The 25,740-nt window shown below is 70.4% G+C and carries 24 protein-coding genes, 1 tRNA gene and 1 pseudogene; 15 read left to right on the top strand and 11 right to left on the bottom strand.

Annotated elements, in window-relative coordinates; all coding sequences use genetic code 11:
• Window positions 1-51 precede the first annotated feature (51 nt).
• The 5 genes from glnA to VFW71_01750 all read left to right on the top strand — a co-directional run bounded on the left by glnA (window position 52) and on the right by VFW71_01750 (window position 6,589).
• Window positions 52-1,467, top strand: coding sequence for a type I glutamate--ammonia ligase (gene glnA, locus VFW71_01770; protein HEU5001492.1), 1,416 nt, complete (start codon window positions 52-54; stop codon window positions 1,465-1,467).
• A gap of 172 nt (window positions 1,468-1,639) precedes the next feature.
• Window positions 1,640-2,596: a type IV toxin-antitoxin system AbiEi family antitoxin domain-containing protein gene (locus VFW71_01765; protein HEU5001491.1), complete on the top strand. Its 957-nt coding sequence runs from the start codon at window positions 1,640-1,642 to the stop codon at window positions 2,594-2,596.
• Window positions 2,597-2,762: 166 nt separating this feature from the next.
• Window positions 2,763-4,340: an APC family permease gene (locus tag VFW71_01760; protein HEU5001490.1), complete on the top strand. Its 1,578-nt coding sequence runs from the start codon at window positions 2,763-2,765 to the stop codon at window positions 4,338-4,340.
• A 74-nt stretch (window positions 4,341-4,414) separates the two neighbouring features.
• Window positions 4,415-5,308, top strand: coding sequence for a PP2C family serine/threonine-protein phosphatase (locus VFW71_01755; GenBank protein HEU5001489.1), 894 nt, complete (start codon window positions 4,415-4,417; stop codon window positions 5,306-5,308).
• Between the two features lie 3 nt (window positions 5,309-5,311).
• Entirely contained in the window at window positions 5,312-6,589 is a 1,278-nt protein-coding gene (locus tag VFW71_01750) for a glutamine synthetase family protein (GenBank protein HEU5001488.1), read from the top strand.
• Between the two features lie 17 nt (window positions 6,590-6,606).
• Here VFW71_01750 and VFW71_01745 read toward each other — a convergent pair whose 3' ends face one another.
• Window positions 6,607-7,353 carry a hypothetical protein gene (locus VFW71_01745; protein HEU5001487.1) on the bottom strand — a complete coding sequence of 249 codons (747 nt, stop codon included), beginning with the start codon at window positions 7,351-7,353 and terminating at the stop codon, window positions 6,607-6,609.
• A gap of 99 nt (window positions 7,354-7,452) precedes the next feature.
• Window positions 7,453-9,876 (bottom strand): APC family permease, encoded by a 2,424-nt coding sequence (locus VFW71_01740; GenBank protein HEU5001486.1) that lies wholly within the window; start codon window positions 9,874-9,876, stop codon window positions 7,453-7,455.
• A 146-nt stretch (window positions 9,877-10,022) separates the two neighbouring features.
• Between VFW71_01740 and VFW71_01735 the strand changes: the two genes are divergently transcribed.
• Entirely contained in the window at window positions 10,023-10,688 is a 666-nt protein-coding gene (locus VFW71_01735; GenBank protein ID HEU5001485.1) for a TrkA family potassium uptake protein, read from the top strand.
• 4 nt (window positions 10,689-10,692) lie between these two features.
• On the top strand, window positions 10,693-11,436 hold the full coding sequence (locus VFW71_01730) for a TrkA family potassium uptake protein (GenBank protein HEU5001484.1): 744 nt from the start codon (window positions 10,693-10,695) through the stop codon (window positions 11,434-11,436).
• Window positions 11,437-11,482: 46 nt separating this feature from the next.
• On the opposite strand, the gene VFW71_01725 is transcribed toward VFW71_01730, so the two are convergent.
• The 3 genes from VFW71_01725 to VFW71_01715 form a co-directional block, all read right to left on the bottom strand.
• Window positions 11,483-11,842 (bottom strand): OB-fold nucleic acid binding domain-containing protein, encoded by a 360-nt coding sequence (locus VFW71_01725; GenBank protein ID HEU5001483.1) that lies wholly within the window; start codon window positions 11,840-11,842, stop codon window positions 11,483-11,485.
• A gap of 66 nt (window positions 11,843-11,908) precedes the next feature.
• Complete coding sequence (locus VFW71_01720; GenBank protein HEU5001482.1) at window positions 11,909-12,166, bottom strand: hypothetical protein; 258 nt, start codon at window positions 12,164-12,166, stop codon at window positions 11,909-11,911.
• A gap of 50 nt (window positions 12,167-12,216) precedes the next feature.
• Window positions 12,217-13,623, bottom strand: coding sequence for a PspC domain-containing protein (locus tag VFW71_01715; GenBank protein ID HEU5001481.1), 1,407 nt, complete (start codon window positions 13,621-13,623; stop codon window positions 12,217-12,219).
• Between the two features lie 261 nt (window positions 13,624-13,884).
• Here VFW71_01715 and VFW71_01710 point away from each other — a divergent pair, with 261 nt between their 5' ends.
• Window positions 13,885-15,165 carry a PspC domain-containing protein gene (locus VFW71_01710; protein ID HEU5001480.1) on the top strand — a complete coding sequence of 427 codons (1,281 nt, stop codon included), beginning with the start codon at window positions 13,885-13,887 and terminating at the stop codon, window positions 15,163-15,165.
• Window positions 15,165-15,830: a response regulator transcription factor gene (locus tag VFW71_01705; GenBank protein ID HEU5001479.1), complete on the top strand. Its 666-nt coding sequence runs from the start codon at window positions 15,165-15,167 to the stop codon at window positions 15,828-15,830. The genes VFW71_01710 and VFW71_01705 overlap by 1 nt, the downstream gene beginning before the upstream one ends.
• Here VFW71_01705 and VFW71_01700 read toward each other — a convergent pair.
• Window positions 15,808-16,902 carry a PaaI family thioesterase gene (locus VFW71_01700; protein HEU5001478.1) on the bottom strand — a complete coding sequence of 365 codons (1,095 nt, stop codon included), beginning with the start codon at window positions 16,900-16,902 and terminating at the stop codon, window positions 15,808-15,810. The genes VFW71_01705 and VFW71_01700 overlap by 23 nt on opposite strands.
• A gap of 95 nt (window positions 16,903-16,997) precedes the next feature.
• On the opposite strand from VFW71_01700, the gene VFW71_01695 reads away from it, so the two are divergent.
• Entirely contained in the window at window positions 16,998-17,285 is a 288-nt protein-coding gene (locus VFW71_01695) for a hypothetical protein (GenBank protein ID HEU5001477.1), read from the top strand.
• 45 nt (window positions 17,286-17,330) lie between these two features.
• Here the strand turns inward: VFW71_01695 and VFW71_01690 are convergent, their stop codons facing one another.
• A complete protein-coding gene (locus VFW71_01690) occupies window positions 17,331-17,675 on the bottom strand; it encodes an excisionase (protein ID HEU5001476.1) in 345 nt (114 codons plus the stop codon).
• Between the two features lie 81 nt (window positions 17,676-17,756).
• On the opposite strand from VFW71_01690, the pseudogene VFW71_01685 reads away from it, so the two are divergent.
• A pseudogene (locus tag VFW71_01685) lies at window positions 17,757-18,182 on the top strand (Clp protease N-terminal domain-containing protein).
• A gap of 415 nt (window positions 18,183-18,597) precedes the next feature.
• Here the strand turns inward: VFW71_01685 and VFW71_01680 are convergent.
• Window positions 18,598-19,260 carry a hypothetical protein gene (locus tag VFW71_01680; GenBank protein HEU5001475.1) on the bottom strand — a complete coding sequence of 221 codons (663 nt, stop codon included), beginning with the start codon at window positions 19,258-19,260 and terminating at the stop codon, window positions 18,598-18,600.
• 151 nt (window positions 19,261-19,411) lie between these two features.
• Between VFW71_01680 and VFW71_01675 the strand changes: the two genes are divergently transcribed.
• Window positions 19,412-19,981 (top strand): ankyrin repeat domain-containing protein, encoded by a 570-nt coding sequence (locus VFW71_01675; protein HEU5001474.1) that lies wholly within the window; start codon window positions 19,412-19,414, stop codon window positions 19,979-19,981.
• A 117-nt stretch (window positions 19,982-20,098) separates the two neighbouring features.
• Here VFW71_01675 and VFW71_01670 read toward each other — a convergent pair.
• Window positions 20,099-20,180: transfer RNA gene (locus VFW71_01670), tRNA-Tyr, on the bottom strand.
• Between the two features lie 68 nt (window positions 20,181-20,248).
• Here VFW71_01670 and VFW71_01665 point away from each other — a divergent pair.
• The 3 genes from VFW71_01665 to VFW71_01655 all read left to right on the top strand — a co-directional run bounded on the left by VFW71_01665 (window position 20,249) and on the right by VFW71_01655 (window position 22,652).
• On the top strand, window positions 20,249-20,737 hold the full coding sequence (locus tag VFW71_01665) for a YajQ family cyclic di-GMP-binding protein (GenBank protein ID HEU5001473.1): 489 nt from the start codon (window positions 20,249-20,251) through the stop codon (window positions 20,735-20,737).
• Window positions 20,738-20,796: 59 nt separating this feature from the next.
• Window positions 20,797-21,786 (top strand): NDP-sugar synthase, encoded by a 990-nt coding sequence (locus VFW71_01660; protein HEU5001472.1) that lies wholly within the window; start codon window positions 20,797-20,799, stop codon window positions 21,784-21,786.
• Window positions 21,787-21,905: 119 nt separating this feature from the next.
• Window positions 21,906-22,652: a hypothetical protein gene (locus VFW71_01655; protein HEU5001471.1), complete on the top strand. Its 747-nt coding sequence runs from the start codon at window positions 21,906-21,908 to the stop codon at window positions 22,650-22,652.
• Between the two features lie 43 nt (window positions 22,653-22,695).
• Here VFW71_01655 and VFW71_01650 read toward each other — a convergent pair whose 3' ends face one another.
• Window positions 22,696-24,171 carry an NADH-quinone oxidoreductase subunit N gene (locus VFW71_01650; GenBank protein HEU5001470.1) on the bottom strand — a complete coding sequence of 492 codons (1,476 nt, stop codon included), beginning with the start codon at window positions 24,169-24,171 and terminating at the stop codon, window positions 22,696-22,698.
• Window positions 24,168-25,724 carry an NADH-quinone oxidoreductase subunit M gene (locus tag VFW71_01645; protein ID HEU5001469.1) on the bottom strand — a complete coding sequence of 519 codons (1,557 nt, stop codon included), beginning with the start codon at window positions 25,722-25,724 and terminating at the stop codon, window positions 24,168-24,170. The genes VFW71_01650 and VFW71_01645 overlap by 4 nt, the downstream gene beginning before the upstream one ends.
• Window positions 25,725-25,740 lie beyond the last annotated feature (16 nt).

The raw sequence follows: 25,740 nt of genomic DNA, 5'->3' as shown, positions 1-25,740 counted from the left end.
AAGCCTCCGCGCCTCCGGCACTACCGGCCAGCAGCACCCAAGGAGGTGGACATGCCAGACACGCCACAAGAAGTCCTCGCGCTCGCGAAGGAAAAGGGCGTCCAGATCGTGGACCTGCGGTTCTGCGATCTCCCCGGACTCATGCAGCACTTCTCGGTCCCGGTGAGCCAACTGGACGAGGACGGGTTCAAGGACGGGTTTGGCTTCGACGGGTCGTCGATCCGCGGCTTCCAGGCGATCAACGAGTCCGACATGCTGCTGATCCCGGACCCGGCCACCGCGGTGCTGGACCCCTTCCGCGACGTGGTGACGATGAACATCAACTGCTTCATCGAGGACCCGATCACCCGGGAGAGCTACTCGCGAGACCCGCGCTACATCGCCAAAAAAGCCGAGTCCCGCCTGATCGCCACGGGCGTGGCGGACAGCTCGTTCTGGGGGCCGGAGCTGGAGTTCTACATCTTCGACGAGGCCCGCTTCGACCAGAACAGTCACGAGGGCTACTACGCGGTGGACTCCACCGAGGGCATCTGGGGCTCGGGCGACCCGGGCGCCCGGGGCAACCGGCCCCGCTACAAGGAGGGCTACTTCCCGGTCCCGCCCATCGACCAGTACCAGGACCTGCGCTCGGAGATGATCCTCACCATGATCGCCATGGGCATCGACGTCGAGGTGCAGCACCACGAGGTGGGCACCGCCGGCCAGGCCGAGATCGACATGCGCTTCAGCCCGCTGCTGGCCATGGCGGACAAGGTGATGAACTACAAGTACGTGGTCAAGAACACCGCCTGGAAGCACGGCAAGACCGCCACCTTCATGCCCAAGCCGATCTTCGCCGACAACGGCTCCGGCATGCACGTGCACTCCTCGCTGTGGAAGGACGGCGCCCCGCTGTTCGCCGACCCGGCCGGGTACGGCGGCCTGAGCGACACCGGGCGGCATTACGTGGGCGGCCTCCTGGCCCACGCCCCCGCCCTGCTGGCGTTCTGCGCCCCCACCACCAACTCGTACCGCCGGCTGGTGCCGGGCTACGAGGCACCCATCAACCTGGTGTACTCGCAGCGCAACCGCTCGGCCGCCTGCCGGATCCCGATGTACTCCTCCAACCCGAAGGCCAAGCGGGTGGAGTTCCGCTGCCCGGACCCGTCAGCCAACCCCTACCAGGCGTTCTCGGCCATGCTGCAGGCGGGCCTCGACGGGGTCCTGAACAAGATCGAGCCGCCGGATCCCATCGACAAGGACATCTACGACCTCGAGCCCGAGGAGCACGCCACGCTGAACCACGTGCCGGCCTCGCTCGACGCCGTGCTGGACGCCCTGGAGGGCGACCACCAGTTCCTGACCGAGGGCGGCGTCTTCAGCAACGACGTCATCGAGACCTGGATCGAGTACAAGCGCTCCAAGGAGGTCGACCCGATCCGCCTGCGGCCGCACCCGTGGGAGTTCATGCTGTACTACGACTGCTAATTCCGCTTCTGTCCGTTTTGGGAAGGGCGCCCCTGGCCGGGGCGCCCTTTCTTGTGGGCCGGTTTTGACCTCGGGCGGAGGTGGGGCACAAAAGCCGTGGTGGGCACGGCTTTTGTGGCTTACTTAGGCGTCTAAGCGTTCATTGTCATACCCTCCTGCTTGTATTGCGGGCATGGACGTCTCGGACCGCATCCGGGTGGACGCCCTGGCCACGCGCCAGTACGGACTCGTCACCAGGAGCCAGTGCATCGCGCACGGCTACTCACCGGACGCGTGCGACCGGCGGATCCGCACCGGTCAGTGGCAACGGATGCACCACGGCGTCTACCGGCTGGCGGGGATGCCGGCCTCGTGGGAGCAGTCGCTGAAAGCGGCCACGCTGGCGGTGCCCGGCTCGCTTGCCTACGGCGTCACCGCCGCCCGGCTGCTGGGTCTCCCGGTGAGCACCGACGCCGTCGAGTTGGGGGCCCAACGGCATCAGAGAAGCCCGAAGGGCGTAACGCTGCATCGCATCGGCGAGGTTGCGTGGTCCGACCAGGACCACTGGCTGGGAATCCCCTGCACGTCAGTTACCCGGACGCTCATCGACATCTCCCGCGTGCTGCCGCCCGAAGAGGCCGCCGACGCTCTGGACTACGCCCTCGCCCGGCGGCTTATGCCCCTGCCCTACGTGGTGCAGCGCTACCGGGCCCTCGGCGCCCAGGGGCGGCGCCGGGCGGCGGTGATGGGTCAGCTGCTCGCCGAGCGGGCGGGCCAGGCGCGCTTCGCCGACAGCCGTCCCCAGCGGGTGCTCTGGAAGCTCATCCAGGCACGGGGTTGGTCCGGCTGGGTGCAGGAGTACCGCATCGATCTGCGCGACGGCCGGGTGATCTACGTGGACGCCGCCTGCCCGGAGGTCGGCTTCGGCGTCGAGGTCAACAGCTACCGCCACCACTCGCAGATGAGCCAGTGGGCCTCCGACCATGAGCGCACTGCGGCAGCCATAGCCGAAGGCTGGGACCTGCTGCCCGTGACGCCCTACCGGCTCCGCACCGATCCCGAGGCGGTCGGGGACCTGATCGAGCTGGGGTTGGAGCGGCGCGGCTACAGGGGAGGCGCCGGTGGGTGCACACCGGGCGGCGCGGCATAACGAACCCGTTAAGGCCCGTAACAAAAACGTTACCTGGGGGATACACCGGCGAAATCCTGGCCCCCTATCTTCGGGGCGGGTCGTGGGAGAGCGGCCCATCCAGTCCGTGGAGGCCTGGTGCGTCCGGGGGGATCCGAACCGCACCACCTGGAAGAAGGGATGCGGGATGGCAGCTGAAGAAGTGGAGATGAAGCGAAGCCTGACGCTCACCGGCATCACCGTGAACGCCATGGCCCTGATCGCCCCGGGGGCGTTCCTGTGGACCACGTTCGAGGCCCAGTCGGCGCTCAAGTCAGGCAGCGGCTACACCGGCACCGAGATGTGGACCGGCTTGTTCTTCGCCCTGATCCTCGCCTTCCTCACGGCCTTCAGCTACAGCGAGCTGGCCCGCATCTACCCCGACGCCGGGGCCGGGTCCAGCTACTACTTCGCCGAGGCCGCCCTCCTGGACAAGGAGAAGGAACAGCACCGCAAGATGGCCCGGTTCATGAAGCTCACCGTCGGGTGGATCTCGCATCTGTACTACTGGATCTATCCCGGGATCATGGTGGCCTTCGGCGGGATCCTGGTGAGCTACATCTACACCACGATCACCCACAACACGCTGAGCTACGGGGTCCTGGCCGTCGTCTGCCTGCTGTTCGCCCTGCTGTGCGGCTACATCGCCTACCGGGGGGTCAGCGGCTCCACCAACGCCGCCATCGCAGTCAATGTCATCCAGATCACCACGCTGGTGGCGTTCAGCATCGTGGCCATCATCTTCCGGCTGAGCCACCCGCACCTGGGCACCTACATGCAGCCCAGCGCCATCCACATCGTCTTCCCACGGAAGTTGCTCTACGTCATCTACCAGTCCACCATCGCCATCTTGCTGCTGGTGGGCTTCGAGTCGGTGACCGCCCTGGGCGCCGAGGCGCTGCGCCCGGAGAAGGACATCCGGCGGGGCATCCTGCTCAGCCTGCTGATCCAGGGCGGCATCTGCTACCTGTTCGAGTACTTCGCCTCCAACTTCGCCTTCTCCACCGTCACCAACCCGGCGTCGGGCAGCGGAGCCAGCGCGGTTGCCGGCGGGTTTCCCTCGGCCGCGGGCAGCGGGGCCCCGATCGGCGACATGATCACCAACATCGGCAACAAGATGCTGGGCCACACCGGCGAGACGCTGGCGCTGATCATGGCCGCCACCGTGCTGTTCGCCCTCATCGGCACCACACTGGCCTGCCTGAACACCGGCGTGCGCATCACCTACGTGATGGGCAGGGACAAGGAGATGCCCGGCATCCTGGGCCTCCTGCACGGCAAGTACGCCACCCCGCACGGCGGCATCTGGATCCTCACCGGCCTCTCCGCCGTGCTGGGCATCTACGGCGTGCACAACGTCGACAACCTGACCCAGATCACCCTGGCGTCCAACATCGGCACGTTCCTGGTGTACGGCATGAGCTGTTTCATCTGCATCGTGGCCTTCGCCAGCCGGCACGACAAGGCGTTCATCAAGCACTTCTTTGTCCCCGGTCTCGGCCTGCTGATGAACTTCGCCGAGCTGTGCGGGGTGGTGTACCTCGCCCTCAAAGCCGGGGGCACCACGGCCACCGACACCACCAAGGCCCTCGGCGTGGTGGCCGCCTGGTGCGTGGCGGGCATAGTCTGGGTGGCCCTCAACCCGAGGATGCGGGGGGTGAAGGTGTTCCACGACCACAAGGGGCCCCGCTTGGCCGCCGAGGAGCAGGTCCCGCTGGAAGCCTGACCGCTGGTAGCGGCTTCCCCGGGTCGGCTCCCGCTCCGGCCCGGGGAAGCCGGTAAGTCACAATGAGCAGCACCATGTGCCCCGCAGACGAGCAGCCCGTGCCCGTGGCACCCGACCCGCAATCCCCCTCGGAGGCGCCCGGCCGAATGGCCTCCGAGGGGGCCTCGGACACCGTCGAGTGGGCCTATATCTGCGACATCGGCACCGGCCGGGACAACAACGAGGACTATGCCGGGGCGTGCACGCCCGAGAGGGCCGAGCCGCTGTTCGTGGTGGCCGACGGGATGGGGGGCCACGCCGCCGGGGAGGTCGCCAGCCGGCTGGCGGTGGAGACCGTGGTCGGCTCCTGGGCGGGCGACTCGGTCGGGTCGGGGGCGGCCCACCAGCGGCTGCGCTCGGCGGTGCGGGCCGCCAACGTCGCGGTCTTCGACGCCAGCCATGACGCCGGGCGCCGGGGGATGGGCAGCACCCTCACCGCCCTGGTGCTGGCGGGCAAGGAGGCGGTGATCGCCCACGCCGGGGACTCCCGGGCCTACCTGATCCGGGAGGGTCAGGCCTCCCAGCTCACCGCCGACCACTCCCGGGTCGGCGAGATGCTGCGCATGCGGCTCATCACCGCCGAGCAGGCGGCCCGCCACCCGGCCCGGTCGATGCTCACCCGGTCGCTGGGCACCGAGCCCATGCTGCAGATCGACCTCGTCCGGGAGCCCGCCGAGCCCGGGGACAGCTTCGTGCTGTGCTCCGACGGGCTGTGGGACTCGGTCGCCCGGGGCGAGATCGCCGAGATCGTGTCGGGTTCGGAGGACGAGGAGGCACCCGACTGCCCGACTGCTGCCGCCCGACTGATTGAGCTAGCCTTGAAACGCGATGCGCCCGACAACGTCACGGTGGCGGTGATCCGCCTCGTGGCCCACGGTCCGACCAGCGGGGGGCGCCGCCTCTTCCGCCGGTTCTCGAGAGGAGGCTGAGCCATGAACGAGGGCGCCGCGGCCATCCAGCTGCCCGACGGCCTGTCCTGGGTGCGCCTCACGTTTGTCGATGTCTTCGGCAGCGGCCACTCCCTCCAGATCCCCGCCCGGCTGTTCCCCGAGGCCGTGGCCAGCGGGTACCCCTTCGACGGCTCGGCCCTCGAGGGCAGGGCCCGGCTGGCCGAGAAGGACATGCGCCTGCGCCCGGACGCCACCACGCTGTGCCGGGTGGACGCCCACGTTGCCCGGGCGTTCTGCAACGTGGTCACCAGCGACGGGCGGCCGTGGCTGGGCGACCCCCGCACCGCCCTGCAGCGGGTGGTGGGCGACCTCGAGGAACTGGCCGAGGGCTACACCGCCGGGGCCGAGATCGAGTTCTACATCTTCTCGGGGGACGGCACGCAGCCCATCGACCAGGCGGGGTACTTCAACGACGCCGAGAGCATCGGCATGGGCCTCGTCCGGGAGGCGGCCGACCGCCTCGCTGACTTCGGCGTGCTGGTGGAGGGCTGCCACCAGGAGGCCGGCCCCGGGCAGTACGAGCTGGACCTGGCCCCGCACGGACCGGTGGACCTGGCCGACTCCATCGTGCTCGCCCGGCGGGTGATCCGGGCGGTGGCCGCCGGGGCCGGGATGCGGGCCACGTTCATGCCCCGGCCGGTGGCGGGCGAGGCCGGGTCGGGCATGCACCTGCAGCAGCGGGTGACCGGGAGGTTGTTCAACGCCGACGGGACGCTGGACGAGGACGGCCAGGCGTTCGTGGCCGGGCAGCTGTACCACGCCCGGGGGCTGTGCGCCCTGGCGGCACCGACGGTCAACTCGTACAAGCGGCTGGCGTCGGGGGCCGAGGCGCCCAGCGCCGTGGTCTGGGCGCACGTCAACCGGGGGGCGCTGATCCGCCTGAGCACCTACCGGGCTCCGGAGGCCTCGATCGAGTTCCGGGCGTCGGACCCACTGGCCAACCCCTACCTCCTGGTCGCCGGGCTCTTGGCGGCGGGGGCGCACGGCCTGGAGAAGCAGCTGGAACTGCCCCCACCCATGGAGGAGGACCTGGAGGGCTTTGACCCGGCCGGCCCGGCGGGCAGCGACTCGGTGCGCTTCGAGTCCCTCCCCCGCACCCTGGACGGCGCCCTGGACGCCCTGCTGGCCGACGACATCCTGGTGGACACCTTCCAGGACCAGCTGCTGTCACTGCTGGTGGACGGCCGCCGGGCCGAGGTGGTGGCCTACGAGACGCAGATCACGGGCTGGGAGCTGGACCGGTACCTCGACGAGGCCTGAGGGGCTTTGGCCGGGGCCTAGGCTACCCGCTGGCCGGAGGGCAGCCCCAAGGCCTCCTCGACCGCCCCGGCCACCAGGCCGAGCACCTCGGCGAGGGCCGCGGGCTGGTTGACGAGATCCTCCAGGGAATCGACCATCTGCAGGCCGCGGGGCCACGGCGACCAGCCGGTGAGTGCGGCACTGACGTCGGCGGCATCCACCATGGGATCCCGCCGGGCTGCGATGGCGGCGACCGGCGCCAGCACGCCGCCGAGCTCCTTGCGGGTGGCGTGCACGCCCAGCCAGAGGGCGTCGAGGGCGTCGAGGGCGAAGGGGCCGTCGGCGGAGGGCCGGACGTCCACCAGGGGCTGCACGAGGACGAGGCCCGCCACCGGGATCGGAAGCGCGAGGGCCCGGATCGCCGCCCGGGCGGCCAGGCCCTGAGCAACCACGACCACCCGGTCAGGGTCCCAGCCCAGGTCGCCGGCGGCGTCGATGCCCGCCAGGACGTCGGCGGCGGCCGAGGTCAGGGTGAGGCCGGTCTCGTCGGTGTCGGCCTGGGTGCCTTCCCGGCTCGGGTGGGGCGCCGAGTTGAACTGGAGCGCCGCCACCCCGCGGCGGGTGAGCGGGTCGGAGAGCAGTGAGCCCTGCACGGGCTGGTGCCCGAGGGCGGGCGGGAGCAGGGCGCAGGCTTGGGCACCCCCGGCGGGGGTCGCCAGGACGCCGGAGAGCCGCTCCCCGCGTCCGTTGGTGAACTGCACCCGTGCGAATGTCGTGCCCTGCATGCCTGCCTCCTCATCGACCCTGTCTGGTAAGACGCTCGAGGAGACGGTTTTGATACCAGCCGGGCCGAAAATGCAGGAAGATTTCTTCGTGCCGCTTTCCTAATGCGCCGACGTCGCGCCCGCAGAGGCCGGCGCCTCCTCGATTTTGTCCAAGCGGTAGGGCACGGCCGAGACGACCACCGACGGCTCGAACAGGAACGCCCGCTTCAGCAGCAGCGCGGTGTGGTTGTGCAGGGCGTTGTGCCAGGTCTTGCGCACCACGAACTCCGGGATCACGATCGTCACGTAGGTGTGGGGGTCGGCGTCGAGCATGCGGCGCACCCGCTCGTGGATCGGCCGCACGATCTCCCGGTAGGGCGACGGCAGCACCTCCAGGGACGGGCTGCCCACCATGGCGTGCCATTCCGCCAGCACGGCCTCGGTCTCCTTGGCCGTCGTCTCGACGTGCAGGCAGTGCAGCTCGTCGGCCCCCAGGGACCGGGCGTAGCGCAGCCCCGACAGGCTGGCGTTGTGGACGCCCGCCACCAGCACCACGGCCACATGGCGCCAGGGCTGGGTGGCGTGCTGGCCCCGGGCGGCCCGCTCGCCGGGCTCCAGGTGCTCGTAGCCCTGCCGGGTGGGCAGGTTGGTGAGGACGACGTCGGGTTCGGCCAGCAGGGTGGACTTCAGCCGCTGAATACGGCGCTGGCGCAGGATGTAGCGCAGCCCCATGCCCTCGACCGTCTCGGGGATGATGACGTTCAGCACCTCGCCCGGCCCGACCTCCCGGCGCACCGACCGCAGGTAGCCCCGCAGGGCGGCCGCCTTCGAGCCGTCCCGGATGAGGGCGGCCTCCCGGACCTCGCCGGCCAGCGGCCGGGCCCGGAGGAACTCGGTGGTGTCCTCGCCCGGCCGGGCCAGGCGGACCACCCGGATCTCGGTGGGCCACACCCGCTGGGCATAGGCGAGGGTGGCCCGCAGGCTCTGGGCATCGCCGATGTCGGGGATGATCACCCGCTGGCGGGGGAAGTCCTTGGGCACCGTGCGGTCCGGGCGCCGCAGCAGCACGGCGGCCTCCTGGTAGTGGCGGTGGATGGTGACCAGGCCGGCGACCGCCACCGGGACGATCACGAGGATCACCCAGGCCCCCTGGGTGAACTTGGTGGCGGCGATGATGACGGTCATCAGCCCCGAGACCACCGCCCCGAAGCCGTTGATCAGCAGGCCGCGCTTCCACCCGGGCTCCCGCTCCCGGCGGTGGTGCCGGGCCATACCCGACTGCGAGAACGTGAACGAGGTGAACACTCCGATGGCGTACAGCGGGATCAGCCCGGTGACGCTCGCCTTGAAGATGATGACCAGCGACGAGGCGAGCGCCGCCAGGACGACGATGCCGTTGGAGAACACCAGCCGGTCGCCGTAGCGGGCCAGCTGGCGGGGCAGGTAGCGGTCGATGGCGATGAAGCTGGCCAGGCGGGGGAAGTCGGCGTAGCTGGTGTTGGCCGCCAGCACCAAGATCAGCATGGTGGCCGCCTGCAGGCCGTAGTACGCCACCGTCCCGAACCCCGAGTGGCCGAACACGCCCTGGCCCACCTGCGCCAGCACGGTCTTGGCGCCGGTGGGGTCGGGGATGACCTTGAGCTTGGCGTCCAGGATCGACAGGCCGAGGAACATCGCCCCGAGCAGGCTCCCCATCCACATGAGCGTCGTCCGGGCGTTGCGCCACTCGGGCGGCTTGAAGGCGGGGACCCCGTTGGAGATCGCCTCGACGCCGGTGACCGCCGCCCCGCCGGACGAGAACGCATGCAGGACAACGAAGAACCCGACGGCGGCGATCTCCGAATGGGGGAACGTCGGCACCGGGTGCAGCGCCCCGGCGGCCCAGCGGTAGCCCCCGACCGCAAACATCACGCCCATCATCGTGATGAAGAAGTAGGTGGGCAGGGCGAACATCCGCCCGGCCTCCTTGAGGCCCCGGAGGTTGCCCATCGTGAGGATGAGGATGAAGAACAGGGAGATGATCACCCGGTAGGGGAACAGCGCCCCGAAGGCCGAGGTGAGCGCGGCGGTGCCGGCGGCGACCGACACCGAGACCGTGAGGACGTAATCGGTCATGAGGGCGACGCCCGCCACCTGGGCGGGCAGCAGACCGAAGTTGTCCCGGGTGACGAGGTAGGCGCCGCCGCCGCCCGGATACGCCTTGATGGTCTGGCGGTAGGAGAACAGCAGGATCCCCAGGACGCCGAGCAGCGCCAGCGTGATGGGCACCACCATGGCGAAGATGCCGACGGCGGCGGCCTTGACCAGGACATTGAGGATCTCCTCGGTGGCGTACGCCGAGGAGGAGAGGTTGTCGCTGGCGAACACCGCCAGGGCGGTCGGCTTGCCCAGGCGCTCGTGCACCAGCCGCTCGGTGGACAGCGGCCGGCCCACCACGACGGCCTTCAGCCGGCGGAACCGGGTGGGGACCTCGGGGCGGAGCGAGTTGCGCCGGTGCTGGGCCTCGTCGACTCCGGGGGGCGGCAGGACATCGTTGTCCGACACGGTGGCCTCCTCTCACCTTCAGCCTAGGGCGGCCCCCCAACCGGCACATCCATACCGGCGTTAATAAAACATAAAGAAAGAAGCACCAGCTACTAGTGAGGTTTTGGGGCGCGGCACCGGACGTGTATCGTGAGAGCGTGCATGCGGTGATCGTAGGCTGTGGGCGGGTTGGTGCGGAACTGGCGGACACCTTGTGTGAGCGCGAGTTCACCGTGTCCGTCATCGACAAGAAGGCGTCTGCCTTCGAGCACCTCCACCCCGGCTTCCAGGGCAAGACCTTCGTCGGGCCGGGCTTCGACCGCGACATCCTGGAGGCCGCCGGCATCCGGCAGGCGGACGTGTTCATCGCCGTCACCAACGGCGACAACTCCAACATCGTCTGCGCCCGGATCGCCAAGGAGCACTACGGCTGCAAGACCGTGGCGGCCCGGATCTACGACCCCCGGCGGGCCCAGATCTACGAGCGCCTCGGGATCCCCACGGTCGCCACCGTGGCGTGGACGACCGACCAGGTGATGGCCCGGGTGATCCCCGCCCCGCAGGCCATCCTGGGCACCATCGGATCGGGCGACGTCGTGGCCATCGGCACCGAGGTGCCGGAGTCGGCCGCCGGCGCCCGGGTCCAGGAGCTGAACGTGGCGGGCAAGATCATCGTCACCGCCCTCACCCGCTTCGGCAAGACGCAGGTGCCGGAACCGCACACCATCATCCAGGAGGGTGACTTCCTCAACCTGATCGTGGTCCGCAGCGAGCTCGGCAACGTCGGGGCAAACCTCGCCAGCCGGGGCAAGACGGTGGCGGCGGTACGGTGACGGCATGAAGGTGGCAGTCGCAGGTGCGGGCAAGGTTGGCCAGTACGTGGCCGCCGACCTGGTGCAGCGCGGCCACGAGGTCCTCATCGTGGAGCAGAACAAGGACATCATCACCCGCCTCTCCGGATCCATCCCCTGCACCTGGGTCCATGCCGACGCCTGCGAGCCGTTCGAGTTGAAGGGCATCGGCCTGGACACCTGCGATGTCATGGTGGCGGCCACCGGCGACGACGAGGACAACCTCGTGATCTCGCTGCTGGCCAAGCAGGAGTACGCCATCCCCCGGGTGCTGGCCCGGGTGAACCACCCGAAGAACCACTGGCTGTTCAACGAGTCCTGGGGCGTTGACGCCGCCGTCAGCCCGCCGCACCTGCTGACCGCGCTGGTGGAGGAGGCGGTGTCGGTGGGCGACCTGGTGCGCCTCCTGACCCTCGAAAAGGGCAAGGTCTCGCTGGTGGAGGTCACCCTGAGCGAGCGCTCCTTCGCCGCCGGCCGATTGATCGGCGAGCTGGGGCTTCCCCAGGACTGCGCCGTGGTGGCGGTCGTGCGCAATCAGCACGTCATCGTGCCCCGGGACGAGACCCCGCTCATCGCCGGCGACGAGGTCCTGGCACTGGCGGTCACCGAGGCCGAGGCGGCCATCGAGGAACTCCTCTCCGGGGAGCGCCCACCCGAAGCGGACGCCGCGCCCGGCCTGCGAGCCGAGCCCTGGGTGGCGGGCACTCCCGGCAGTAGGGCTCGCTCGTAGAAATCGGACATCCCCGGGGGCTTCCGGCGGCCGAGGGAACCGGGCGTCAGTTGCGGTCGGAGCTGCCCAGGAGCTGGTAGGTCGGGTGCAGGATCTCCAGCTTGCCCTGGCCCGGGCTGCCCACCATGCCCTCGAAGACCACCCGTTCACCCAGGTCGAGACCGCCGATCTTGTGGTGGCCGAACCAGACGCCGCTGATCTCTCCGGTGCCGTCGGAGATGGTGATTTCCAGCCGGGTGATGTCCGGGCGGGGCAACACCTTGATGCTGCCCACCACGCCGACCACCCGGGCCGGATGGCGGGGCTGCAAGCCGCCGATGCTGGTGCAGCCCGGGGCCTCGACGCCGAGGCCGCGGGTCCACTGGGGGCCTTCGTGGCCGTTGTTGGCGGCAGAACCGCGACGCATCAGGCGCATGGGCTATCAAGAGTACCGGCTGCGACTGTGGTCGCGGTGTGAACTGGCGGTGAATTCCTAGGACTCCGGCGGGACCTCCTCCACCAGCGGGTCAGCGGGCTCCTCGGCATAGGCGTCGGGCGTCCCGGGCCGGGACCGGAAACCCCGCACCACGGAGGCCAGCAGGGCGACGCCGGCGGCAATCACGACCGCCGGCCCCACCACCGCAAGGTGGCCGGGTTGCAAGCCGTGCGGCCCGGAGAGCAGCAGGATGCCCAGCACAGCGAACAGGGCGCCGAAAAAGCCGGAGAACAGATCGAACGGGTGCCGCTTCATGGTCGTGCCTCCCTCTGTGTCGGGTCTACAGGCTGTCGCCTACCGCCTCCTTACGCAGCTGGAGCCACGGCCGCAGCCGGAACCGCCGGGGCAGCCGGAACCGCCGGGGCAGCCGGGGCTGGCTGGGCAGCTGGGCCTGGCGGGGCGGGCACCGCTGGGCTCGGCACCTTCGGAACCGGGACCGGAGACTCCTTGGCAGCAACCGAGGGACGCTCGACCAGGATCCTCCCGAACGACTCGTTCGCCTTCAGGATGAGGAGCGGGCCGCCGGCCGGACCGGCCTGGGAGGAGTAGTCGGTGTCCAGCCCGGCTTCCTGGCGGCCGAGGAACTGGATGACGCCGCCGCCCACGTGGCCGGAGAAGCGCACCCGGACACCGTCCGGGACCACAACTTCCAGGTTGCCGGCGCCCATGACGGCCCGGGTCCGGACCGTCATGCCCGGGGTCCAGGCGAACCGGGTCAGATCCACCCGCAGATGGCCGGCTCCCAGGTGGTACTCCGCCCGCACGTTGGTGGGGGTGAACGGGGTGTAGATGTAGTTGCCCGCCCGGTCGTGCGCCACCATGTCGGTCAGGTTGGCCACCAGGCCGAACGGGACGATGAGCAGGCCCACCAGAATCAGGAGCCGGGCCCGGCCCCAGAGCATGCCGACGAGCAAGCCGGCACCCACCACGAGGAGCGCAAGGCCGGGATAGTCCCGGAGCGGAGGGTGCCAGGCGCCGAGACGCTGGAAGGCGCCCATGACGCCGAGGGCCACCAGCGCCACCGCGATCGTGATGCGGCCAAGGGGCGACGGCTCCCGCTTGGGGGCGGGGAGCGGTGCCGCCGCCGGGGCGTAGGACCGTGGCGGCGCCCAGTAGGGGACCGTCGGTGCGACCGCGCCCGGGGCGTATTGCGGCGGATAGGCAGCGGCGTAGACCGGGCTGACCGGGGCGGACGGGGTGACCGGGGTGACCGGCGGCGAAGCCGGGGCACTCGCCGGGGAGGGCGGGAGTGGTCCTGTGGCGGTCGCCGCGCGGGGTGCGAGGACGGATCGGGAGGCGTCGTTGTGGTAGAGCCAGACGCCGGCGGCGATGAGTGCCAGCGCCCAGAAGATGGTGACGGGGTGAGCGCCCCACCAGGGGGTGCCGAAAAAGAAGAGCACCGCCCCCACCACCAGCACCACCGGAACCCAGGACGGGGCTCGCTTCAGTCGCTCCAGCAGACCCTCGGCCATCGGGCGCTGGCCGGACTCGTCCGGCAGGCAGGCCCACAGCACCACGTACAGCAGGATGCCGAAGCCACCGGGGATCACCAAGGCGACGAAGGCGAGGCGGATCCAGAGCGGCTCGACGCCGAAGTGGGTGGCAAGCCCGCCGGCGACCCCGGCAAGCTTGCGGTCGGTTCGGCTGCGCACCAGCGGTGGCCGGCCGCCGCCCGGCGGGGGCTGCTGGGAGAACTGTTGCGGTGCATCCATCGGGTCCCTCCCTCCCTCGATGCTGCGTTGCCGGGTGACCCTCGGGTCGGCCCCGGCCGGTCGTCTGGGCGGGTTCCCAGGTCCTGGTGCAATCCTCGGCCTCGCCGGGCGGGGCCACCATCGGGATTCACCCCCGATTGCCCCCGGGAAACCCTGACCCGGAGCCCCCTGCGGGCCTGATCTCAGGGAAGGACCCGATGCCGGATCGGGGGTGCGGTGCGCGAACATGAGGGCCCCACACGACGCAGGGATCGAGCGCCCATGCCTCACGCCGACCGCCCGTTCGCCCCATCCCCGGCCCGGCCACGCCCGATGCCCAGCTGGGCGTCGTTCGGCCTGCGCCGCAGCCCCACCCGGCGGATCGTCGCCGGGGTGGCCGGCGGCCTCGCCGAGCAGTTGCGGGTGGACCCCACCCTCGTCCGGGCCGGCTTCGTGCTGCTCAGCCTGTGCGGGGGGGTCGGCGTCCTGGTGTACATCGTGGGCTGGATGAGCCTGCCCACCGCCGAGGTGCCGGTGGAGCACCTGGACGCCGGCGGGCAGCGGGCGGTCGGGGTGGGCCTGGTGATCGCCGGCGTCGTGATCCTGCTGCACGCCGCCGGAATCTGGGTGGGCACGGCCCTGGCCTGGTCGGTTGGCCTCGTGGTCCTGGCCGTCGCCCTGATCTGGTTCCGGGGCAACGATTCCGACCGGGCTCGGTGGGCGAGCGCCGCCCAGGCCGTGCCCGAGACGGCGATCGACGCCCTGAAAGGCACATGGCGGGGCCGCATCCGCATCCTGGCAGCGGCGGGCCTGCTTGCCGCCGGCGTCGCCGTCTTCCTCACCGGCACCGACGCCCTCTCGGTGCATTCCAACGCCGTGCTGGCGGTGGCCCTGACCGCGGTCGGCGTCGGCCTCGTCGCCGCACCGTGGGGGTGGCGGATGGCCACCGCCCTCAACACCGAACGCCGGGAGCGGATCCGCTCCGAGGAGCGGGCCGAGTTAGCTGCCCACCTGCACGACTCGGTGCTCCAGACCCTGGCCCTCATCCAGCGCACCGACCAACCCCGGGAGATGGTCGCCCTGGCCCGCAACCAGGAGCGGGAACTCCGGGCCTGGCTGAGCGGGCGGCCGTCGCTCGCCCTGAACGGGTCCGGCCCGGACGCCTCCACGCTGTCCGGCGAGCTGGAACGGGCGGCGGCGGCGGTCGAGCTGCAGTTCAAGGTGCCCGTCGAGGTGGTCACCGTGGGCGACACCCCCATGGACGACCGGCTCCAGGCCGTGCTGGAAGCCGCCCGGGAGGCGGCAGTCAACGCCGCCAAGCACTCCGGGGCACCCTCGATCTCGATCTACCTCGAGGTGGAGGACCGCGAGGTCACCGCCTACGTGCGCGATCAGGGGTCCGGGTTCGATCCTGAATCGGTGGGCACAGACCGGCAGGGCATCGCCCAGTCGATCCGGGGGCGGATGCAGCGGGTCGGGGGCTCGGCATGCATCACCACAGAGCCGGGGGGCGGCACCGAAGTGCAGCTGGTGCTGCCCCGGCAAGGCGCGGGGGCACGTTGATGGCCACGCCCATCAAGGTTTTCGTGGTGGACGATCACCGGCTGTTCCTGTCCGGCGTCCAGACCGAGTTGGCCTCTCCCCCGCTGGAGTTCGCCCTGGCGGGGACTGCGGGCGACGCCCCGGCGGCGGTGGCGGGCATCCTCGCCAGCCGGCCCGACGTTGTCCTCCTCGACGTCCACCTCCCGGGGGGCGGGGGCCGGGCGGTCATCGAGGGGGTGCTCCCCACGGCGCCCGAGACCCGCTTCCTGGCCCTCTCGGTGTCCGACGCTCCCGAGGACGTCATCGCCGTCATCCGCGCCGGCGCCCGGGGCTACGTGACCAAGTCCATCTCGCCCGCCGACCTGCGGGTGGCCATCCACCGGATCTACGACGGCGACGCGGTGTTCTCCCCCCGGCTGGCCGGCTTCGTCCTCGATGCCTTCGCCGGCCACGGCCCCGAGGGCGCCGTTATCCACGATGCCGACAGCGAGCTGGAGCAGCTGACCCCCCGGGAGCGGGAGGTCCTGCGGCTGATCGCCCGGGGCTACGCCTACAAGCAGGTGGCCAAGCACCTGTCGATCTCGATCAAGACGGTGGAGACCCACGTCTCCTCAGTGCTGCGCAAGCTGCAGCTGTCCAGCCGCCACCAGCTGACCCGCTGGGCTACGGAGCGGAGGCTGGTCTGAGGTAGTCGCCCTCGGGGTCCAGGGTGGCAGGCGTGCCGGGCAGGAGCAGGGCGGACCCGGTGCCGATGGCCACCCGCTTGCCATCGGCGTTCAGCACCTCGCCGTTGGCGATCACCAACGATTTTCCCTGGTGCACCACCGATCCCTTGCCCAGGAGCAACCGGCCGTCGGTGGGGCAGGGCCGCAGGAAGTTGACCTTGAGGTCCACCGAGGCCACCGCGCACCCGGGCGGTGCGGTGGTGGCGATGGCGCTCTGCAGGGCGGCGTCGGCCAGCATGGCGATCATCCCGCCCTCCACCAGCCCGGTGGGCGAAGCCAGCCATCCGGTGGCCGGGAGGGTGAACTCGCACGACCCATAACCCACGTTGGTCACCCGCAGCCCCGTCAGCATGCAGAGGGGTGGGCGGGGCAGCTCGCCGGTCAGGAGCCGGCACATGATCTCCAGCCCGGTCTCGGCATCCCAGAGTTCCTGGGCCAGCGATGCGCCCTGGACGTCCGGCCTGCGCCACGGGTCGTCGGCGTCGTCGTCCCCCGGGCCGGGCGGCTCCTGCTCCAGGGAATCCGCTGGCGGGAGGTGGTACAGCCGGGGCAGGATCATGCAGCGGGAGGTGCCGTGGGCGACGAGGCGCCCGGCGCGGTCCTCGATCGACACCGCCGAAAGCGCCATCCGGCGGCCGGGGTGGACCACCCGCCCGTGGGCGTGCAGCAGGTCACCGCTGCCGGGGACCGGGCGCACCATGGTGAGCGAGAGCTCGGCGGTCGTGTACGGGGTGCCGGGCGGCAGGATGGTCTGGACGGCGCACCCGAGCGCCGGGTCGGCCAGCACGGCCAGCATCCCGATGGCGATTGCCCCCTGGGGGGTGACCATCCATGCCGAGGCGGGCATCGACCACGAGGACGATCCTTCCGCCGCCCCCTCCATGCGCAGGCCGGTCAGCCGGGCGATCGGCGGGCGGGGGACAAGGCCCCGCTCCCAGGCCCTGATCTGGTCGAGGCCGCTGAGGTTGAGGATCGCTGGGTTCACCAACCCGCCACGAACCGACTCCTGCCACGGCTCAGCCAATGAACCCATATTAGACACATGCTATTGCATTTGGGATGAAACGTCCTCTTCGCTTGCGGCGTGTTTCGCCGCCTGCTCTCCGGCGGGCGTACGCTCGCTGCCTGATGCAATTCGCCCGGGATCTGCGGGGCGGCGTGCTGTCCGGCGACATCACAATGTCCGTCCGGCTCTGGAAGCGACCCCAGGTTCGGGTTGGCGGCCGGTACCGGGTCGGGCCGGGCGTCGTGGAGGTGGACTCGATCGAGCTGCTGCCATTCGGCGCGCTGCCCGCGGGTGACGTCGCGGCCTGCGGCGAGGCCGACCGGGAGGCGCTGCGCCGGCGGGCGGCCCACGCCGGGCCCATCGACGACGACACCCCGGTGTACCGGGTGGGTTTCCACCTGGTCGACTGAGGGTCCTTCGGGCCCGCCAGCCCTTGCGGTCGAACCACGGCCCGCCTAGGGCCCGGCCAGGCCCAAGCGGCGTTCGAGAGCTTCGACCCGGCGCCGGAGCTCGTCCACCTCGACCTCCAGCGAGCGGGAGCGCTCCAACTGCCGCCGCACCCGGGGGGACTCCAGGCCCCGGGTGACCACCGCCTCGAGGGGCACGAGCCGCTGCGGACCGTGGGGGCTGGCCACCATGCGGGAGGGGATCCGGCCCGAGCGGTACCAGGAGCGCAGCGTGGAGAGGGCCACGCCCGAGGCCGCCGACGCCTCCCGCAGCGTGACCCAGCCATCCTCCTGCGGTTGGCCGGAGAGCTGGGCCAGGACGCGGTCCCAGTCGACGGGGGGCTGATCGCTCACGGTGCAGCTCACTCTATCATAAAACAGTGTATTGACAGGGGTTTTATTCTCAAGACCAGTACATCACGAGGAGGTTCACGTATGTTCGAACGGTTCACGGACCGCGGCCGCCGCGCCGTCGCCCTGGCCCAGGAGGACGCCCGCCGCCTGCGCCACAGCTACATCGGGCCTGAGCACCTGCTGCTGGCCCTGCTGCAGACCGATGGGCTGGCCGCCCAGGTGCTCGACTCGCTGGGGGTCGACCGGCCCGCCGTCCGGCGCCAGGTGGAGCAGCGTCTTGGCACCGGGACGACCCCGGCGCCCGAGGGCCACATCCCCTTCGCCAAGGGTGCGAAGAAGGTGCTGGAGTTCTCGCTCCGGGAGGCGCTCGGCCTGGGGCACAACTACATCGGGACCGAGCACCTCCTGCTCGGGGTGCTGCGGGAGGCCGAGTCGGACCCCGCTGCCGCCGTGAGGGTCCTGAAGCTGGACATCGCCGACGTGCGTACCCACCTGGTGGAGCTCCTTCCGAGCACCGGCCGGGCGGGCGCTCCCCCGATGCCGTGGACCCCGGCACTGACCGAGGCGCTGGCCCGCGCCCGCCAGCTGGCGGCCGGCGGGCTGACCTCCACTGGCCAGGTCATTGCCGGGATCCTGGGCGACGCCGAGAGCCAGGGAGCCAAGATCCTTGCCGCTCTGGGCGTGACGGCGGGCGCCGTCGACGAGCAGCTGACCACCATCCCGGTGGGAGCAACGTCAGACGCCCCGCCGCCCCCGAAGGCGGTGGAGGTACGCATCGGCGACCAGACCACCACCATCGAGGATCCCGAGGTGGCAGCCGCCCTGAGCGGGCTCTCGCCGGAAGAGCTGAAGGCGGCGCTGCAGCACTACTTCGGGCGGCGGGCCGAGGCGTCGTGAACTGAGGTCCCCGCCGCCTGCCCAGCTAGTAGGGATAGAAGGACAAGGGCCCAGTGGGCGAGGGCAGCGGCGTGGGGCTCGTGGTGGTCTGGAGGGTCCAATGCCCTCCGGCGTAGTCCAGGACGTCATGCTCCCGGTAGGTCCACCCAGCGTGGGCCACGCCGGGCGACTCCAGGCGGCCGAAGAGGTCGATGCGCCCCGGACTCAGCTGGGCGTATCCACTGTCGTACACGGTGTCGGGGTGGGCGACGATCGACCGGCCGCTCACCACATCCACATCGAGGGCAGCCCCCGACCCGGTCCGGCGGGCCGCGACGACGAGGTCCGAGCCCCCCGAGGGCAGAGCCACGGCTGTGGCCGTGACATAGACGAAGGCGTGGCCGATGTCGTCGGAAGCCACCAGCGCCAGATCCCATTGCTCGGCCCCGGAGGGGACAAAAACATAGACCCGCTTCGGCGTGCAGTTCGTGCAGCTGACCGGCTCGGCAGCCGGCACGGCCTCGATCACCCAGACCACCGGGCCGCCGGCAGTCTCGATCTGGCCGCATTGCGCGGTCCAGCCGGCGTCGGCCAGTGCACCGCACCCAGCTCCCGGTGGCAAAGTGCGCTCCAGACGCGCGGTCGGCAGTTGCAGCAGGTCGGTCGTGCTGGTCGGCGTCGGCGGAGCGACGTCGGGGGGCGAGGCCACGGGCAGAGCGGTCGCTGTCGGCGGTGGACTTGGCAGACTGGGGGACGGCAACGCTGCTGCCGGATGGCGGACCCGGCCGCAGCACGTAACCCCCAGGGCTACCAACAGGAGAACAATGGCTAACCGGCGATCCACACCCAAGTATGACCACATGATCGCGGCGATCGTTACCGGGGATCACGCAGCCGTTTCGGCCCTCCTTGTCGAGACTCCGGAGCTGGCCATGGCTTCGTCCACCAGCGAGGCGTTCCTCGAGGCCATCCGCCACCAGCTCTACCGGGGCGACACCGGGCTCCACATTGCCGCCGCCGGGTACCGGGTCACGATGGTTTCGGACCTGGTGGCGTGCGGTGCGGAGGTGGGGGCCCGCAACCGGCGCGGGGCGCAGCCCCTGCACTACGCCGCCGACGGCCAGCCGGGGTCGGCGCTCTGGGACCATGAAGCACAACGGGCCACCGTCGAGCGGCTGCTCGCCGCAGGCGCCGACCCCGATGCCCAGGACAAGGGTGGGGCCTCCCCCCTGCACCGGGCGGTGCGTACGAGGTGCGCCGCGGCAGTCGCCGCTCTGCTCGAGGGCGGGGCCGACACCTCGCTGCGCAACAAGCATGGCTCGACGCCCGGGGACCTCGCCACCAGGACCACCGGCCGGGGCGGCTCGGGATCCCCGGCGGCCCGGGCGCAGCTGGCCGAGATCCGGGCGTTGCTCAGCCGGGAGGGCTAAAGGATCGAGGCCCGCCAACCTTTTTTGTCGATCTGAACACGTATATGCTGTTCAGTCATGCACAAAAGATCAGCCACCAGGGACAACGGACCTCTAGCGGCCTTGGGTGCAACTCGGTGGTGGGACAAGGATTCGAACCTTGGAAGGCTGAGCCAACGATTTTACAGACCGCTCCCTTTGGCCACTTGGGTATCCCACCGTCGGCCAGCAGGGTAACGCACCAGCACGCGCCCGACCCCCACTCGGCCTCCCACTAGGATACGGCCCATGGCCCAGGCATCGTTTGACGTCGTGAGCGAGGTCGACGCGCAGGAGGTGCGCAACGCCCTCGACCAGACCCGGCGCGAGATCGCCACCCGCTTCGATTTCAAGAACACCGGCACCGAGGTGGACCACACCGACCCGGTCATCGAGATCCGGGCCAACTCCGAGGGCCGGGTGGAGGCCGCACTCGACGTGCTGAAGGACAAGATGGTGCGCCGAAACGTCTCGCTCAAGGCGCTGCAGGAGGGCAAGATCGAGCCCGCGGCCGGGAGCACCTACCGCCAGAAGATCACGCTGGTGCAGGGCATCAGCGAGGAGAAGGCCCGGGAGCTCAACAAGTTCATCAAGGGCCTCCCGGTCCGGGTCCAGTCGCAGGTCCAAGGTGAGCAGCTCCGGGTCACCGGCAAGTCCCGGGATGACCTCCAGGCGGTGATCAAGGCCCTCAAGGAGGGGGACTTCGGGATCCCGCTGCAGTTCACCAACTACCGGTAGGGCAGCGGCGCCACAGCCTCAGGGTGACCGGCGGGACAACACCTTTGTAAGATCGCCCGATGCTGGCTGTTGTCCTGGCCGCGGGCCTGGGTTCCCGGATGGCCCCGCTCACCCCCGAGCGGCCGAAGGCCCTGCTCCCCACCCTGGACGCCCCCCAGCTCGTCTGGCTGCTCGCCGCCCTGGAGCAGGCGGGCGTCGACCATGCCTGGGTCAACACCCACGGCGAGGGGGCCGACTTGGTGCGGGAGGCCGTCGGGCGGGAGAGCTCCCGGCGGGCGATGACGATCTCGGTCTCCGACGAGGGCAGCGAGCCGCTGGGCACGGCTGGAGCCCTGCGGGCACTGAGAAACGAGCTCACCGCCGCCTTCCTCGTGGCCAATGCCGATGTCGCCACCGACTTCCCGGTCGAGCGCCTGGTTGAAGCCCACCGCTCCGCCCGGTCGCCCGCCACCCTCCTGGCAATCCCGGTGGAGGATGCCGCCGACTTCGTCCTGGAGGAGAGCTGGGTCATCGACCTCGTCGACCGCCGGGAGCAGGTCCGTTCCGGGCACCGCTACGGCGGCCTGGCGGTGTTCGAGCCCTCGGTCCTGGACACGATCCCCGCCGGGCCGTCCGGCCTCTACGAGACGGTGATGACTCCCCTGGTCACCGCCCACCAGGGACTGGCGGCCGTGGAATGGGACGGCTACTGGCTGGACATTGCCGCCCCGCTGGACCACCTGCAGGCCAACCTCGATGTCCTGGCCGGCATGCGGGACCCGAAGCTCGCCGCCTCGGCGGTGGGTGAGGCGTGCGAGCGCTGGGACGTGATGGCCTACGTGGGCGAAGGCGCGACTGCCGACGACGTCGACCTGCGCCACAGCGTCGTCGGCCGGCGGGCGACGGTCGCCGCCGGCTCGCACCTGGAGCGGTGCATCGTGTGGCCGGGTGCCCACCTGCCGAGGGGCGAGTACCGGGACACGGTGGTCACGCCGACGCGGGTCCTACCGCTCCGCCAGGGTCACCACCGGAGCCACGACCTCCCCGAGGAGGGGACTACCCGGCCTTGACGTTGGCGTCGGCCGCTTCTTGGTGCCGGTGGACTATCGGCAGGAGCAGTGCGGGAGTTTAGGCCGGGTCGCCCTCCCGATCGGGAGGCATCCCCGGGGGCCAGTGATAGGCTCGAAGCATGGACGACGACGACGAGATTGAGCGCAAGAAGCAGGCCCTGCGGCCGTTCCCCAGCCGGCTCACCGACCAGAATTTCTTCGGCCCCGACATGGAGGCCGACCCGAAAGCCGAGCGCTTCGCCGACCTCCACGGTCCGGACGTGGGCGACGACTACTTCAAGCTGCCGAAATCCATTGTCGTGATGTCCTGGGGCGCCCTGGCCTGGGACCCGGGCAACCTCCCGCTGGTCTGCGAGGACGAGGAGCATCCCGAATCGGCGTTCTCCGAGGGCGGCCCCGAAGTGCCGGTCGAGTTCTCCCGGGTGGCGGTGGACTGCCGGCTGATCCCGGTCATCGACCCCGAGCACGGCGTCCCGGTGCCCACCCTGTGGGCGCGCAGCCGGCGCAACGACCTGGACGCCGCCATCGTGGACCTCATGCGCCGCGAGGGCAGCTCGAACCCCAAGCGGATCGGCTTCGTGGACGTGAAGGAGAACCGCCACCGGGCCCGCCTCCACATGGCCATGGCCGAGCCTGTGAAGGAGTGGGCCAAGGAGATCGGCGTGGACTGCGTCATCTGGGCCGAGCTACCGTCCAACTTCCAGGACCACACCGGGCGCCCGTTCAGCGTCGACAACGCCTACCGGTACCTGGCCGAGCTGCCGAAGAGCCTCCAGGAGCAGGCGAAGATCTACATCGACCGCAACCCCGCCTGCGTCGAGACGCCGCTGCGAGCCAAGCTGCGGGAAGACGGCTGGCCCGAGTAGGGGCTCCCCAGAACGCTCCTGGCAGAAGTAAGGGCCAGGGCAATCAGTGCAGGAACGTCGCCTTGCCGGCCAGGTTCAGCAGCCACTGAGGCGCCAGGCCCACCACGATCACCGCCAGCGACGCCACGCCGACGGACAGGCCCAGGGCCGACAGCGAGCCCGACGCCGGGGCCGGCGCCCAGCCGCCCTCCTCGCCCGGGGCGTCCTCGAGGAACATCATGCTCACCAGCCGGAGGTAGAAGAACGCCGCAATGGCGCTGGACAGCACGCCGACCACCACCGCCGGCGTCAGGCCCGCCGAGATGCCGGCCCCGAAGACCTCGAACTTGGCCCAGAAGCCGAGCGTCGGTGGGATGCCGGCCAGCGACAGCAGCATCACCGTCAGCGCCACCGCCATCCACGGCCGCCGGTGGGCGAGGCCCCGGTAGTCGTCCAGGCGGATGTGCTGCTCGCCGGTGCCGCCGATGGCGTACACCACGGCGAACGACCCCAGCACGGTGAAGGCGTACGCCACCAGGTAGAACAGCGAGCTGGACACACCCCGGGGGCTGGCGGCGGCGACGCCGATCAGCAGGAAGCCGGAGTGGGCGATCGAGGAGTAGGCCAGCATGCGCTTCACGTTGGTCTGGACCACGGCGAGGATGCTGCCGACGGCCATGGTCACCACGGCCAGCGTGACCACCGCCGGGCGCCACTGGGCCTGCATCAGGGGGAAGGCACTGGTCAACAGGCGCAGCAGCACGGCATAGCCGGCGATCTTCGACCCCGCCGCCAGGAAGCCGGAGATGGGCGCCGGGGCACCGTCGTAGGCGTCCGGGGTCCACATGTGGAACGGCACCGCCGCCACCTTGAAGGCCAGGCCCACGATCACCAGGGCGAGGCCGGCGGGGAGCAACCCCTTGTGCGGCAAGCTGTGGAGGGCACCCAGCCCGATCAGGCGGGTGGTGCCCAGTGCCCCGTAGGTGAGCGCGATGCCGTACAGCAAGAAGGCCGAGGAGAACGACCCGGTGAGGAAGTACTTGAACGACGCCTCCTGGGAGTCCCGCCGGTTCCGCCGGAACGCCGCCAGCACGTAGAACGCCAAGGAGAACGTCTCCAGGGCGACGAAGACCACGATGAGGTCGCCCGCCGAGGCCATGAGCATCATGCCCGCGGTGGCGAACAGCAGGAGGGCATAGAACTCGGGCTGCGGCCCGTTCTCGTCCTTCAGGTAGCCGTACGAGGCGGCGATGCCCACCGCCGCCACCGCCACCAGGAGCACCTTGAAGAAGACGGCGAAGCCGTCGAGGGCGATCCGGTTGTCGTAGGCCCCCTGGGTATGGCCGATCCCCAGCAGCGCCACCACGCCGGCAGCCGCCAGGAGGATCAGGCTCATGCCCGCCAGGGCGCCGGGGCGCTTCTTCGTGAACGACGCCCCCACCACCAGGGTGACCATGGCGCCGCCCGCCAGGATGATCTCGGGCCCGACCGCCCGGAAGGTGGCCCCGGGAATCGGCAGGTGGGCAACCGACGCGATCACGGCGCCCCCTTCCCGGCTGGGCCGGCCGACCCTGCGGAGCCCGCCGACGTGCCGGCCGCCGTGCCCGGCGGGGGGGCAGGGTGCACCGTCGCCGCCTGGTGGATGGCCTGGCGTACGGACGGCTCGATCCGGGACAGGAACGGCTTGGGGTACACGCCGATCACCACCACCATGACCAGCAGCGGCACCAGGGCGGCCAGCTCACGGAAGGAGAGGTCCTTCCACAGCGACAGGCGGTCGGCGTGCGGCACCTTCTGCGGGCCGGTGAACACCCGCTGGTAGGCCCACAGCAGGTAGATCGCCGACAACAGGATGCCTCCGACGCCCAGGATGGTGAGCACCTTGTCCACCGGGAAGGTGCCGTTGAGGATCAGGAACTCGCCGACGAAGCCGTTCAACCCCGGTAGACCGAGGGACGACAGGCATACGAACAGGAAGATGCCCCCGTAGACAGGTAAGAGCGAGGCCACCCCGCCGAAGTCGGCGATCAGCCGGGTATGGGCGCGGTCGACCAGCATGCCCACCAGGAGGAAGAGCGCCCCGGTGGAGAGGCCGTGGTTCAGCATCTGCAGCACGCTGCCCGTGGCCGCCAGCGGCGTGAGGGCGGCGATGCCCAGGATCACGAAGCCCAGGTGGGAGATGCTCGAGTAGGCCACCAGCCGCTTCAGGTCCTTCTGCACGATGGCCACCACGCCGCCGTACAGGATCCCGATGACACCCAGGGTGGCGAGGATCGGGGCGAAGCGGTGGGCGGCGTCGGGGAAGAGCGGGATCGAGAAGCGCAGGAACCCGTACGCCCCCATCTTCAGCAGGACTCCGGCCAGCAGGACACTGCCCGCGGTGGGGGCCTCGGTGTGGGCGTCGGGCAGCCAGGTGTGCAGCGGGAACAGCGGCACCTTGATGGCGAACGAGGCAAAGAAGGCCCAGAACAGCCAGTCCTGCTGCGCCCCGGACAGGTGGATGTGCGCCAGGGCGGAGATGTCGAAGGTGTGCCCGGCGCCGTACAGGAACAGGATCCCCACCAGCATCAGCAGCGAGCCGGCCAGGGTGTAGAGGAAGAACTTGATGGCGGCGTAGCGGCGGCGGTCGTACCCCCAGACCCCGATGAGGAAGTACATCGGGACGAGCATCGCCTCCCAGAACACGTAGAACAGCGCCAGGTCGAGGGTCAGGAACACGCCGAGCAGGCTCGTCTCCAGGACCAGCAGGGTGATGAAGAACTGCTTGACCTTGGCCGACACGTGGTAGCTGACCAGGATCGACGCCGGCATCAGGAACGTGGTCAGCAGCACCATCCACAGGCTGATGCCGTCGATGCCCAGCTTGTAGGACGCCCCGGCGGAGGGGACCCACTGGACCTGCTCCACCAGCTGCTGGCCGCCGTTGGAGCCGTGGAAGCGGAACAGGATGTCGAGCGACACCAGGAAGGTGACCACCGAGGAGACGAGCGCCACGGTGCGGATCGTGCCGTGGGACTCCTTGGGCACCAGCGCCACCGCCGCCGCCCCCGCCAGGGGGAGGGCCAGGGTGACCGTGAGGATGGGGAAATTCATAAGGGCATCACCCGCA

The organism is Actinomycetota bacterium (assembly GCA_035765775.1).
Taxonomy (GTDB): Bacteria; Actinomycetota; CADDZG01; order JAHWKV01; family JAOPZY01; genus DASTWV01.
The sequence above is the reverse complement of the archived record's forward strand: the minus strand, read 5'-3'. Positions and strand labels throughout refer to the sequence as shown.